Consider the following 12,696-nt stretch of genomic DNA (forward strand, 5'->3'; position numbering starts at 1 on the left):
ATCACTCATTCCCCAATAATATGAATCTCTGTAAACTCCTTCTCAATCACCAAAGACGTGCCGTCGAACGCGATTTTTGAAAGGTCGCGTCTTTCGTTGTCGACGTAGATGCTCTTGACCTTGAACGGCAATCCGTGCAGGTTGATCCTGAAATTGGCGTATGTGGTCTCGAACTTGCCTTCTTTGAACTGTTGGATGACCAATTGGTTTTCTTTTCCGCTCAGCGTGAACGAGAGCAGGCTGAATCGGCCTTTGTTGTAATCGTATCCGTCTTGGGCGTCTTCGTACAGGAACGAGCGCTCCTTGCCTATTTTGAAATACACTTCCAAAGTGACTTCGGTGATTTCCTTTTCGCCCACGTATTGCTGAATCGGATATTTCGGGACAATCGCACCTTCTTTGACGAACAACGGAATCTGATCGTAATCGGTGGCGACCCAAATTTCCTTTTTGCCCGAAACCACTTCGTCCGTCCAGTAATTGTACCAGTTCCCGCTTGGGATGTACATGCGGCGGCCTTGTGAGTTCGGTTCCAAAATCGGACAAACCAGAATCTGGTCGCCGAAAATGAACTCGTCCGTGCGATAATGCGTCTGCGGATCTTCCTGATCGAAATACACGAGCGGTTTGAGCATCGGTACGGCATCGTTGATATATTGCCAGAACATCGTATACAAATACGGCAGCAACTGATAGCGCAACGACACGAATTTGCGCGTGATGTGTACCACTTCGTCGTCGAACGACCAAGGTTCCTGATCGCCGTGATCGCCAGACGAATGTGTACGACAGAACGGATGGAACACGCCGAGCTGGATCCATCTCGCGTACAATTCGCCCGATGGTTGTTCGGCAAAACCGCCGATATCCGATCCGGTGAAGCCCATGCCCGAAATCGACATGCGCTGCATCTGGATGTTCGCGATCCACAAATGTTCCCAACTTGCGACGTTATCACCGGTCCACGAACTCGTATAGCGTTGAGCACCCGAATAAGCCGAACGCGTGATGATGAACGGTCGTTTCGGATACGCAAAACGCTTCACGCCTTCGTAAGTGGCGCGCGCCATCTGCGTTCCGTAGATATTGTGGGCTTTTCTGTGCGAACACGGGTTTCCATCGTAGTCGTGGCGCACGTCCATCGGAAAGGTTTTTCCGGGAACTTCCATCACGGCGGGTTCGTTCATGTCGTTCCACACGCCCTTTACGCCTATTTCGCCTATGAGTTCCTTAAACAATCCGGCCCACCATTCGCGCACTTCGGGATTCGTATAATCGGGAAAGTTGCATTCACCGGGCCAGACTTTGCCTTTCATGTAAGGACCGTCGGCGCGTTTGCAGAAATAATCGTTGGCGACGGCTTCGTTGTACACCCAATAATTTTTGTCGATCTTGATTCCCGGGTCGATGATCACGACGGTTTTAAAGCCTTCTTCCGTCAAATCCGAAACCATTTTCTTCGGATCGGGAAAATATTCCTTGTTCCAGGTGAAGCATCGGAAGCCTTCCATATAATCGATGTCGAGATAGATCGCATCGCACGGAATCTGCAGTTCGCGGAATTTCGAAGTGATTTCACGCACTTTCGCTTCCGGATAATAACTCCATTTACATTGATGGTAGCCCAGCGTCCACAACGGCGGAAGCTCGGGTTTTCCTGTCAAATGCGTATAAGTCGTAACGACCTCGTCCATTTTGGGGCCGTAGATGAAGTAATAGTTCATTTCGCCTCCTTCGGCCCAAAAGCTCGTAACGCCTCGTCTTTCCTGCGCGAAATCGAAAAACGTACGGAACGTGTTGTCGAAGAAAACCCCGTACGCCGTTTTTTGGTGCAATCCGATATAAAACGGAACGACCTTATACAACGGTTCCTGGTCTTTATGGAAAGCGTATTGATCGGTCGCCCAATTCTCGACGCGTTTGCCTTTGAGGTTGAAGTGTGTGGGTTTGTCGCCCATTCCGTAATACGATTCGCCTTCTCGCGACACCAGGCTCATCTTGACGATATTGCCGCCCCATTGGTAGCTTTCTTCCCAGTGAAACCCGATTTCCTCATCCAATAGCACGTTTCCGTCGAGATCGTAAATGGTTTTGTGCACGTCCGATTTTCGGATTTTGACCAGCACTTTGCTCGTGCGTATCTCGTAATGTTCGGCTTCTTCCGAAAACTTGAGTTCGTTGTAGCCGTGCGACTGGTTCTTGTCTATCGCGTACGAAAAATCGGTGTTGAAATAACCTTTAGTAGTGTATCTGAAACGGATCATGCTGTCGCGCAGCACCGTCACTTTAAGGATTACGTCGTTGTCTGTATAGAAAAATACGGAATCGGTCTCTTTGGTGAACGAAACGATCTTCGAGGGAAAAACATCGCCTTTATACTCTAATTCGGTATTGGTAATCATCAAAAAAAGGTTTGGAGGTAGGGCTTCAAACGTACGAAAATCCGAAGCGCGCATCAATGAATTATGTGTATTTCTACGACAACGTTTTCGTTTCCAATGCGAAAGATAATCTTCGGTTGACGCAATGGTAATCTGCAATTCCACAAATTTCAGGGCGAATGATGTAAAATTGACGGCATTTCTTGCGTTTATATTTAATCCCACACAAATTCAACCTACATTATGAAAGTTTCCCGCAAAGTCAACAACATCAGGCGCAGTATCATGCAGGCCGTCACGCGTAATATCGGAAGTTCGCAATCCGATCCGAATTTTACGATAGAAGATGCTTCGGACATCAAACGCGTACTGATTTGCCGCCCCAACCACAGACTCGGGAATTTACTGCTCGTCACGCCATTGGTACAGGAAATCGCCGACAATTTTCCGGATGCGAAAATCGATTTATTCGTGAAAGGTGGGCTCGCTCCTATCATTTTCAAGAATTACCCGAATGTGGACCGGGTCATTTCCTTGCCCAAAAAGCCTTTTTCAAACCTTGTGGAATATGCCAAAGTCTGGATCAAACTCAAAACCGAGAAATACGACATCGCGATCAACGTAGACAAAAAATCGTCCTCGGGAAGGCTTTCGACCCAATGGGCGAATGCCAAAGTCAAGTTCTTCGGTGACGATGAGGAAATCCTGACCCAAATCGTAGACGCGAGACATATCGCGAAATCCCCGATTTATAATTTGAGAAGAATGCTTGAAGGACTTGGCTTCACTCCTATCCAAAGAGCCATTCCGACGCTTGACATCAAACTTTCGGAAGCCGAAATCGAAAGCGGGAAACGCAAAATCCACGAGCTTTTCGGAAACGACAAAAAAACCATCTGTATTTTCACCTACGCCACCGGACACAAGTGCTATTGCGAAGGTTGGTGGGGAAAATTCTACGAGCAGGTCAAGGCGCGGTACGTAGATTACAATATTTTGGAAATCCTGCCTGTCGAGAATATTTCGCGTATCGACTTTAAAGCAGCTACGTTTTACAGCAAGGACATTCGCGAAATCGCATCCGTGATCGCCAATACCGAAGCGTTCATAGGCGCAGACAGCGGCATCATGCATTTGGCAAGCGCCGCCAAAACCAAGACGTTAGGACTTTTTTCGGTCACAGACGAAACGAAATACGAGCCGTACAACCACGGAAGCGTCGCCGTGAACACGAACAGGACTTCTCCCCGCGATTGGTTCTGGGCGCTCAACCACATGCTCATCCCGAAAATGTTCATCCTATTTTCAATACAGTGATGCCCAATGGCGGCAATGTTAGCTTGGCAGAGAACTCGCGTCCGTTCCAGGATGTCGCTTCGATTTTGATTGCTTTTGGGTTGAGATTCCCGCTTCCGCCGTATTCGGTCTTGTCGCTGTTGAAGATTTCGGTCAGTTTTCCTTTTGTCGGAAGCCCGATGCGGTAGTTGTCGCGCAGAACAGGCGTAAAATTGCATACGACGACGAGATTTTCTTTCGGGTTGTCGCCTTTCCTGATGAAACTGATCACGGCATTCTGGTTATCGGAATAATTGATCCATTCGAAGCCGTCGTGGCTGAACTGTTTTTCGAACAAGGCGGGTTGCGATTTGTACAGCGCATTCAAATCGGTAATCAAAGTCTTGACGCCTTTGTGGAAATCGTATTCGAGCAAGTGCCAGTCGAGGCTTCCGTCGAATTTCCATTCTTCGCTTTGACCGAATTCGGCACCCATGAACAACAATTTCGAACCCGGATGCGTGAACATATAACCGTAAAGCAGGCGCAAATTGGCGAAACGCTGCCATTCGTCTCCGGGCATTCTTCCTAAAATCGAGTGTTTTCCGTAGACGACTTCATCATGCGACAAAGGCAACATGAAATTCTCGGTAAACGCGTACGTCATCGAGAACGTGATGTCGTTTTGGTGATGGCTTCTGTAAATCGGCTCTTTCTTGAAATACTGAAGCGTGTCGTGCATCCAACCCATCATCCATTTCATGCCGAAACCGAGTCCGCCCTGGAAAGTCGGGCGCGAGACCATCGGGAACGATGTGCTTTCTTCGGCAATCGTCTGCACGCCGTCGAAATTGGAATACACCGCTTCGTTGAAATCCTTGAGGAACGAAATGGTGTCGAGGTTTTCGCGTCCGCCGTGTATGTTCGGCTCCCATTCGCCGTCTTTTCGCGAATAATCGAGATATAACATCGAGGCGACCGCGTCTACCCGCAATCCGTCTACGTGATAATGCTGCAACCAGAAAATCGCGTTCGAAATCAGGAACGAGCGCACTTCATTGCGTCCGTAATTGAAAACCAGCGATTTCCAATCGGGATGATAGCCTTTGCGCATATCGGGATGTTCGTACAGATGCGACCCGTCGAAAAAACCGAGTCCGTGCGCATCGCTCGGGAAATGGGACGGCACCCAATCGAGGATCACGCCAATTCCGGCCTGGTGCAACTTATCGACCAGATACATGAAATCCTGCGGTTTGCCGAAGCGTGACGTTGGGGCGAAATACCCGACCAATTGGTAACCCCACGACGGATCGTACGGATATTCCATGACCGGCATGAATTCGACGTGCGTGAATCCGGTTTCCTTGACGTAAGCGACGAGTTCGTCGGCCAATTCGATATAGGTCAGGAATCGGTTTTCCTCTACGTTGCGGCGCCAGGAGCCCAAATGCACTTCGTAAACGGAGTATGGTTTGTCGAGTTGATTGGTCACGGGACGCGCTTTCATCCACTTTTCGTCCTTCCATTTGTACTTCAGATCCCACACGACCGATGCGGTTTGTGGCGGTTTTTCGCAATACAGCGCGAACGGGTCGGCTTTTTCGGTAATGATGCCGTTGTTGTGCGACTGGATCTTGTATTTGTACAACGCGCCTTGTTCGACGCCGGGAATGAAGCCTTCCCAAATGCCCGATTCGTCCCATCGCACGTAAAGCGTGTGTTCGCCTTGCATCCAATAGTTGAAATCGCCCACGACCGAAACCGAGCGTGCCGACGGTGCCCAAACGGCGAAATATGTGCCTTTGACGCCATCGACTTCGACGAGATGAGCGCCTAACTTTTCATGGAGCTGGAAGTGTTTGCCGGCTTTGAAGAGGTTGATGTCGAAATCGGTTAAGAGGGAGTATGGTTGTACTTTCATTAGTTTTTGATTTGGCTCCGAGCGCAGTCGAGGAGCTTCAGGATTTATATTTGTGATGCGTGGCGTTTCTGCATTCTGCCAGCGTTTGGATGTGTTCGAAATTTTTCTCAAGAAAAGCCGCTTTCTTTTGACCGGACCATCCTGAAAGCTTTTTCTTAATAGCTATTGCTTGCTGATAATTTGAAAAGGATTGATACCATTCCAAGGTTACAGGTCGACGATAATAGGTGTAACTCTTTCGATTGATTCCTTTTTGATGGTAATCCATTTCTTTGGCTAAATCGGTCGTAATTCCTGTATAGAAACGACCATCCTTACATCGAAGGATGAAAACATAATGAAACATGGCGTATACAATTTTAAATGGCTTATATGTTTTCGGGATGTTTTCCTTCGGCAGTCGCTCCGCTCGTGTCTCGACTGCGCTCGGAACCTAATACCCCATAATACTCTGAATTCCCCTCAACGGAATCACCGCCCACCGTGGACGCGAATTTAACTCATAACCCAATTCATACACGGCTTTTTCGAGCAAACAATACCGCAACAGGAATTCTATTTCATGGCTGTAGCCTATATTGAGGTTTTCCGATTGCACCTTTTCGATATAGGTCTCCAAAAACGTCCCGACGATATAATTGAACAGCAATTCCGCAGCTTTGAACAATTCGTCCTGATCGTACGGATATTTGTCCTTATTGTTGAAAATCGTCGCATAAATCGCATAATGGAACGAGCGGAACATACCGGCCACGTCCTTCAACGGCGGTTGTTTCACCTTTCTGTCGCGGATCGTACTTTCGGGTTCTCCTTCGAAATCGAGCAGATAGAAATCATCACCGCTTACCAAAACCTGTCCCAAATGATAATCGCCATGGATCCGGATGCGTTCGCTTTTCATCTTCGTCCAATCGAAATCGATAAAATGTTTACGCACGGCCTTCTTGTTTTCGAGGAATTGATGTGCCAGATCGAGCGCCAATCCGTCGAGCTTGTGCAAGCTGTTTTCGATAATGTTGAGCCTGTTCTGGAATTGGTACAACAGGCGGTTTTTGAGCCATACGGTGTAATCGCCATTATACGTCGTCGGCGTGAAAGCCGTGTCGTGGATGTCGCTTCCGAGCGCGATATGCATTTCGGCCGTACGCCTGGCCAAAGTCTGTATCCGAAGAAACAAACTCAAGCCGGCCCAATCGATAATTTCAGGCGGTATTTCCTTTATTTTCAATCGGGTAAACAGTTCTACCTGAGGTAATTTTTCAATCTTTATTTTTTTGCTTTGCAGGTTGCAGAAAACCCCGTCAATTTCCTCGAGCATGAATTTCCACGCGTCTCCTTGGTTAGGGACGAGTTCCTGCATCAAACCTAACGTAATGTTTCCTTCGGCGAGATTCGAACTCATGCTTCCCATATAAGCGGGCGTATTTCGGAAGTCCATGCGCTCAGTCAGGAAACGGTTGATTTCGTAATCGGGATTCGTGCTCACATAAATCCGTCTGAAAATCTTCAAGACAAAATTGTCGTTGTAAATGATCGAAGTGTTGCTTTGCTCGACACCCATAAACCGCGACGATTTGTATTCGGTCTCAAGAAGCCCTTTGCCTTTGTGGAAAACCACTTTCAACGTGCCCTGGCTTTCCTTGGCATTTATGATGCTGTCGAACAGCAACTTCCGGAAATCTTCCTGATGCAATGCGTCCACGAGATAGCCTTCCTGCTTTTTCATCTTCACCGGAGCGATAATCGTATTCGTGTCGAGTTCTTCCTCGGCCATGAACGAAAGCGGCATAAAGTAATGCTGATAGAACGCTTCCTTGAAATTCACCTCAAGCAAAACCCCGTAATACGTATTGTTTTTGGACGAAATCCTGAAGTAATCGATAACCTCTATATACTTGAGCGTACTCGCCTTCCCTCCGTACCAACGCTTGTTGATGATGTAGTTCTCGAGGATGTCGCTCGAGAAGACCTTGACGAAATCCTCGTTCTCGAAGGCTTCTTTCCAGTCGACGTTGAATTCGAAAGGCGTCGTGAAGGTTTCCTGGTTCTCGTTCATCACTTTGAAATTTTAAACAGATGGAAAGGCAAAGACGGATCGAGTTCCACAAAATTCCACTCCTGATCCCAGAAATAACTGTTGCCCGTAATCAAATCGTTCACGTTGACACCTTGCCCAGCAAAGCGTTGCGGTAATTTTACCCACGTATTTTGGCGATTGTGGCTGTCGAGATTCACGACCATCAAGGTCTTGTCCGAATAATCGTCATTCCATTTGTAGTACGCGATAATCTGGTCGGTTTGGGTGTCGCAGAATTCGATATTGTTCGTTTGCTGAAGTGAAGCGTGCTCCTTTCGGATAAAATTGATTTTGGCAATCAACGCAATCAGCTTGTTTTGGATGTTCCAATCCCATTTCACGACCTGATACTTCTCGGAATCCTTGTACTCTTCTTTATTTGTGAGCGGTTCTGAAACCATGTATTCGTAAACCGGACCATAAATACCGACACTCGAACTCAAAGTCGCCGCGAGGAAATAACGGATCAGATGAATCGCTTCATTGCCGTGTTGCAGCGGAAACGGATTGATGTCGGGTGTATTCGGCCAAAAATTCGGACGGTAGAATTCCTTTTGTTCGGTTTTCGTCAATTCGGTGACATATTCGATGAGTTCGGCCTTGGAATTGCGCCAGGTGAAATAGGTATACGATTGGGTAAACCCTTGTTTGGCAAGCTCGTGCATGATTTTCGGACGCGTGAAAGCTTCTGCCAAAAACAAGACATCGGGATGTTTTTTCTTGACTTCCGAAATCAACCAACCCCAAAAATAAAACGGTTTCGTATGCGGATTGTCGACGCGGAAAACCTTGATATCACATTCTTCGACCCAAAACAACGCCACGTCGAGCAGCTCTTTCCACAGGTTTTTCCAATCTTCGGACTCAAAATAGATCGGCTGGATATCCTGGTATTTCTTGGGCGGATTTTCGGCATATTGCACCGTTCCGTCGGGACGCCATTTGAACCATTTCGGATGCTCTTTTACATAAGGATGATCTGGCGCGGCTTGTAAAGCATAATCCATCGCGACTTCGATGCCGAGGTTTTTTGCGGCTTTTACCAAAGATTTGAAGTCTTCGACCGTTCCCAAATCGGGATGCGTGGCTTTATGTCCGCCAAAGCGCGAACCGATTCCCCAAGGCGAACCGACGTCGCCGGTTTCGGCATTCGTCGCATTGTTCTTGCCTTTGCGGTTGACTTCCCCTATCGGATGGATCGGCGGGAAATACAACGTATCGAAACCCATTTGGGCCACACGGGGCAACAATTTCTCGCAATCCTTGAACGTTCCGTGTTTTCCATCTTCAGAAGAAGCCGAACGCGGAAAGAACTCATACCAAGTGCTGAATAATGCTTTAGGTCGATCTACATACACTTTGAGTTCAGCAGACTGGTTCTCGAGTTGACGAATCGGATATTTGGTAAAAATCTCGTGAAGCTCTTGAGAAACAGCTTCCTTTACCGCGTCATCATAACGATTTTCGTCGGTAAACCATTGCGCGATTTTCTTTAGATATTCCTTTTCGGACTTATCGGCAATGGTCAAAACTTCGTTCACGTATTCCACTCCTTCGAGCAATTCCGACTTTACGTGTTGGTTGTCCTGGATCTTTCGTTCGATTCCGTGCTGCCAGTTGAGCGCGTAGTCTACCCAACCTTCGACCAAATAACTGTAATGGCCTTGCTTTTCCACTTTGAATTCGGCCTGCCATTCATCGTTGGCCGTCGGCACCATTCGCACTTCGTTCCATTTTCGGTCTTTTTCGTGCTTGTATTTTACGCAACATGCGATAACGTCGTGCCCATCCGAAAAAACATCGGCGGTTACATGGACAATCTGACCCGAAACGCGTTTTATAAAGAAAGCCCCGGAATCGAGTTGAGGCTTGACATTCTCAATAATGATGCGGGTTTGCTTCTGCATTTTAAGTATAATTTATGTTTTTAAATTTATGAAAAATAGGCGCATGTGATAACTTGCATTAAAATTTAGTGATATGTCAAAAAAGGCCAAAAAGCGCTCTAACTCATTGAAGATTCCTACGATTATCATTTATACCGCTAAATTTTTGCAATCGATTTCGCCTAAATTACTGACGAAGTTCGCGGCGCGCCTTTTCACGACCCCGATGCGTCACAAAATGCCCAAGCGCGAATTCGAGATGGAACGCAAAAGCAAACAAGCCAAGCTTTTCGTGCCTTCTATCGGAAAGGAAATCGTGACGTATGAATTTGGCGACGCTGCCAAAAAAGTTCTTTTGGTTCATGGCTGGTCCGGACGTGGAACGCAGCTCGTCAAGATAGCCGAAAGGTTGACCGAAGAAGGTTATTCGACGGTAAGTTTCGATGCTCCGGCCCACGGAAAATCGGACGGAAAGACGACATTGATGCCCGAATTCATCGCTTCGATCCTTGAAATCGAGAAACATTTCGGCCCGTTCGAAGGAGCGGTCGGTCATTCGCTTGGTGGCATGTCTTTGCTCAATGCGGTGAAAAGAGGACTCAAGATTGATCGATTGGTCATCATCGGTAGCGGCGACAAAATAAGTGACATTCTGACCGAATTTGTAGACAGAATGCGACTTAAGCACAAATTGGTCGATGATTTGCGCACTCATTTCGAAGCCAATTTCAACAAGGAAACCATGGAAAGCTTTTCCGCGTATATAGCCGCAAAAGAAGTTGAAATCCCGGTTTTGGTCATCCACGACAATGACGATGCCGAAGTGCCTGTCAAATGCGCGATCCATATCCAAAAGCATCTCAAAAACGGGGAATTGCTTTTGACGAAAGGCCTCGGCCACCGAAAAATACTCGGCGATCCCGAAGTCATTGAACGAACCATCGACTTTATCGAAAAACAAGCAATATGAAACAGATAGTATGTGTATTGGCGATCCTGACGTTGTTTTCGTGTCAGTCCCAGCAAAAAGACAAATCCGACAAAAAAAACACAGCTTCTCATCCGCCACAAATCGTGAAGACCGATGCCGAATGGAAGAAAGAGCTTACACCCGAGCAGTATCAGGTACTCCGACAAAAAGGCACCGAAATGCCGCATACAGGCGAATACGTAAACACTTTCGACAAAGGTTATTACGTATGTGCGGCCTGTGGAAACAAGCTGTTCGATTCGAATTCAAAATTCAAGTCGGACTGCGGATGGCCTTCGTTCGATACCGCAATCAAGGGTTCTGTCGAATATCATACCGATAATTCACTCGGAATGTCGCGCACCGAAGTCACTTGTGCCAAATGCGGCGGACATCTCGGACACGTTTTCGACGACGGTCCGACCGAAACGACCGGGCAGCGATATTGCACGAATTCGGTAAGCATCAAATTCATTCCTGAAAAAAAATAATACCGAAAAACAACACAACACCATGAAGTACAATGTAGAAAAAACCGAAGAGCAATGGCGCGAAGAGCTGGGCTTGGACCGTTATCGCATTTTGCGCCAGAAAGGAACCGAATTTCCGCATTCCGGCAAATATAACCTTACCTTCGATAAAGGCACTTACGTTTGCGGCGCATGCGGTGAGCCTTTGTTCGAAAGCGATTCTAAATTCAATTCGCATTGCGGATGGCCGTCTTTCGATGAAGCCATTCCGGGCAAGATCGAATATGTGAAAGACACGACGCACGGCATGGAGAGAACCGAGATCCTGTGTGCCAATTGCGGTAGCCACCTCGGACATGTTTTTGACGACGGACCAACCGAAACCGGCCAACGATATTGCGTAAATTCATTATCGGTCGATTTCAAGCAATAAAAAAGCGGAGTGTAAATGCTCCGCTTTCTTTTTATCATCGTTTGACGATTCTTTTTATTTCTGTGACGTCGTTTTCAAATGCGATTTTTAGGAAGTATACGCCTCTGGATAAATCGGCGAGCGAAATATCGTCTCTTTTTGCCGTTTTGATTTCCTGTCCGAGCGCGTTCAATACGGTTATGCTTCGGATTTCGATATCGGAATTCACATAAACCACATCGCTCGACGGGTTCGGATACACCGATACGTTATTTTTCATATTCGCCGATAGGCCAAGATTCGGCTCTCCGAATACATTGATCGCAAATACGACAAGCGACTGGTAACTTCCGCCCGGCGAGTAACTGAAACTCACTCCGGTAATCGTCTTGGTTTGGTTAGCCGCCAAGATGTCGATTTTCTTTTCGAACAATTTACAGGCACCCGACTCTGAAAACTCGTTAAGTTGGGCCCATTGTGTACTGCCAGATCCGACGCGGCTCAATCCGCCCAAAGCGATTCCCGTGCTTCCTCCTACCCAATCGTATGCGATTTGATTTGAGGCAGCTTGGGTCGTCCCATCTGAAAAGTGGATCGTGACACCTACACTATTTGCCTGTGCTTCGGTCGCAACCCATAAGATATAAATAGAAGTTGCGGTGTAAGCTGTCGAGAAATTGAGCGTTCCCGTACCGGAAGTAAGTGGTCGGATCAGCAATGCATTCGATGTACTGTAATCGGCCAATTGATACGTGACGCCTGGGGTTACGGCACTCAAAACCTGACCATTGGCTGGGAGACCGCCTCCATAAACTGCGGCAGATGCACTGTTATACGGAGTTGTCGGGACGAAATCGGCAGAAAAATATTCGTTCGAAAAATCGATCGTGGTCGAGGTCGTCGTGTTCGCCTGACCGCTACCGTTGGCGATCACGTCGTGGTTAAATCCTGTCAAAGGCACTGAATAGAAGGCATTGTTAACGGTTTGGGGCAATTGCTGCAGTTGTACCTGCATAGAAGAATTCGCAAATGTTTGACCCGAATCAAACATCAAGCAAGCAACCGAAACCGAAAGCAATAGAGAATTGTAGAGGTTCTTCATAAATAGTTGTGTTATAGTTAATATTGATTCTCATAAAAATAACAAAACTCTTACAATATTGAGATATTTTTTTGGGCGTGCCGGCGGCGGTTTCCGATGGCGTTTGCGGTGGAAGAAGACGGTTGCGGCTCCGAGCGCAGTGGAGGAGCCGCCGTCGGGCTGTCGGCACTCGCTTTTTTGCCGCGAAGCCCGGTATGGG

The 12,696-nt window shown here is 47.3% G+C and carries 10 protein-coding genes; 4 read left to right on the forward strand and 6 right to left on the reverse strand.

Annotation, left to right across the window (positions count from 1 at the left end):
• Window positions 1-5 precede the first annotated feature (5 nt).
• Window positions 6-2,402, reverse strand: a complete 2,397-nt coding sequence (locus HZF10_RS04005; protein WP_176004884.1) for a glycoside hydrolase family 31 protein — start codon at window positions 2,400-2,402, stop codon at window positions 6-8.
• 222 nt (window positions 2,403-2,624) lie between these two features.
• On the opposite strand from HZF10_RS04005, the gene HZF10_RS04010 reads away from it, so the two are divergent.
• Window positions 2,625-3,698: a glycosyltransferase family 9 protein gene (locus tag HZF10_RS04010; protein WP_176004885.1), complete on the forward strand. Its 1,074-nt coding sequence runs from the start codon at window positions 2,625-2,627 to the stop codon at window positions 3,696-3,698.
• Here HZF10_RS04010 and glgB read toward each other — a convergent pair.
• The 4 genes from glgB to HZF10_RS04030 all read right to left on the reverse strand — a co-directional run bounded on the left by glgB (window position 3,676) and on the right by HZF10_RS04030 (window position 9,564).
• Window positions 3,676-5,580 carry a 1,4-alpha-glucan branching protein GlgB gene (gene glgB / locus HZF10_RS04015; RefSeq protein ID WP_176004886.1) on the reverse strand — a complete coding sequence of 635 codons (1,905 nt, stop codon included), beginning with the start codon at window positions 5,578-5,580 and terminating at the stop codon, window positions 3,676-3,678. The genes HZF10_RS04010 and glgB overlap by 23 nt on opposite strands.
• 37 nt (window positions 5,581-5,617) lie before the next feature.
• Entirely contained in the window at window positions 5,618-5,926 is a 309-nt protein-coding gene (locus HZF10_RS04020) for a GIY-YIG nuclease family protein (RefSeq protein WP_176004887.1), read from the reverse strand.
• Between the two features lie 87 nt (window positions 5,927-6,013).
• Window positions 6,014-7,636 carry a maltokinase N-terminal cap-like domain-containing protein gene (locus tag HZF10_RS04025; protein ID WP_176004888.1) on the reverse strand — a complete coding sequence of 541 codons (1,623 nt, stop codon included), beginning with the start codon at window positions 7,634-7,636 and terminating at the stop codon, window positions 6,014-6,016.
• Window positions 7,636-9,564 carry an alpha-1,4-glucan--maltose-1-phosphate maltosyltransferase gene (locus HZF10_RS04030; protein ID WP_176004889.1) on the reverse strand — a complete coding sequence of 643 codons (1,929 nt, stop codon included), beginning with the start codon at window positions 9,562-9,564 and terminating at the stop codon, window positions 7,636-7,638. Before HZF10_RS04030 ends, HZF10_RS04025 begins: the two co-directional genes overlap by 1 nt.
• A gap of 73 nt (window positions 9,565-9,637) precedes the next feature.
• On the opposite strand from HZF10_RS04030, the gene HZF10_RS04035 reads away from it, so the two are divergent.
• From HZF10_RS04035 to msrB (HZF10_RS04045), 3 genes are read left to right on the forward strand one after another with little or no spacing between them, the layout of a single operon-like run.
• A complete protein-coding gene (locus tag HZF10_RS04035; protein ID WP_176004890.1) occupies window positions 9,638-10,513 on the forward strand; it encodes an alpha/beta fold hydrolase in 876 nt (291 codons plus the stop codon).
• Window positions 10,510-11,004 (forward strand): peptide-methionine (R)-S-oxide reductase MsrB, encoded by a 495-nt coding sequence (gene msrB, locus HZF10_RS04040; RefSeq protein WP_176004891.1) that lies wholly within the window; start codon window positions 10,510-10,512, stop codon window positions 11,002-11,004. The genes HZF10_RS04035 and msrB (HZF10_RS04040) overlap by 4 nt, the downstream gene beginning before the upstream one ends.
• Window positions 11,005-11,026: 22 nt before the next feature.
• Window positions 11,027-11,416, forward strand: a complete 390-nt coding sequence (gene msrB, locus HZF10_RS04045) for a peptide-methionine (R)-S-oxide reductase MsrB (RefSeq protein WP_176004892.1) — start codon at window positions 11,027-11,029, stop codon at window positions 11,414-11,416.
• 34 nt (window positions 11,417-11,450) lie between these two features.
• Here the strand turns inward: msrB (HZF10_RS04045) and HZF10_RS04050 are convergent, their stop codons facing one another.
• On the reverse strand, window positions 11,451-12,497 hold the full coding sequence (locus tag HZF10_RS04050; RefSeq protein ID WP_176004893.1) for a T9SS type A sorting domain-containing protein: 1,047 nt from the start codon (window positions 12,495-12,497) through the stop codon (window positions 11,451-11,453).
• Window positions 12,498-12,696 lie beyond the last annotated feature (199 nt).

Origin of the sequence: Flavobacterium agri (assembly GCF_013401995.1) — a bacterium.
GTDB lineage: Bacteria > Bacteroidota > Bacteroidia > Flavobacteriales > Flavobacteriaceae > Flavobacterium > Flavobacterium agri.

Bases quoted from the DNA above. Each gene is read 5' to 3' on its own strand.
- HZF10_RS04020 (WP_176004887.1), bottom strand. From the start codon at position 5,926: ATGTTTCATTATGTTTTCATCCTTCGATGTAAGGATGGTCGTTTCTAT.
- msrB (WP_176004891.1), top strand. From the start codon at position 10,510: ATGAAACAGATAGTATGTGTATTGGCGATCCTGACGTTGTTTTCGTGT.
- glgB (WP_176004886.1), bottom strand. From the start codon at position 5,580: ATGAAAGTACAACCATACTCCCTCTTAACCGATTTCGACATCAACCTC.
- HZF10_RS04010 (WP_176004885.1), top strand. From the start codon at position 2,625: ATGAAAGTTTCCCGCAAAGTCAACAACATCAGGCGCAGTATCATGCAG.
- HZF10_RS04050 (WP_176004893.1), bottom strand. From the start codon at position 12,497: ATGAAGAACCTCTACAATTCTCTATTGCTTTCGGTTTCGGTTGCTTGC.
- HZF10_RS04035 (WP_176004890.1), top strand. From the start codon at position 9,638: ATGTCAAAAAAGGCCAAAAAGCGCTCTAACTCATTGAAGATTCCTACG.
- HZF10_RS04025 (WP_176004888.1), bottom strand. From the start codon at position 7,636: ATGAACGAGAACCAGGAAACCTTCACGACGCCTTTCGAATTCAACGTC.
- HZF10_RS04030 (WP_176004889.1), bottom strand. From the start codon at position 9,564: ATGCAGAAGCAAACCCGCATCATTATTGAGAATGTCAAGCCTCAACTC.
- msrB (WP_176004892.1), top strand. From the start codon at position 11,027: ATGAAGTACAATGTAGAAAAAACCGAAGAGCAATGGCGCGAAGAGCTG.
- HZF10_RS04005 (WP_176004884.1), bottom strand. From the start codon at position 2,402: ATGATTACCAATACCGAATTAGAGTATAAAGGCGATGTTTTTCCCTCG.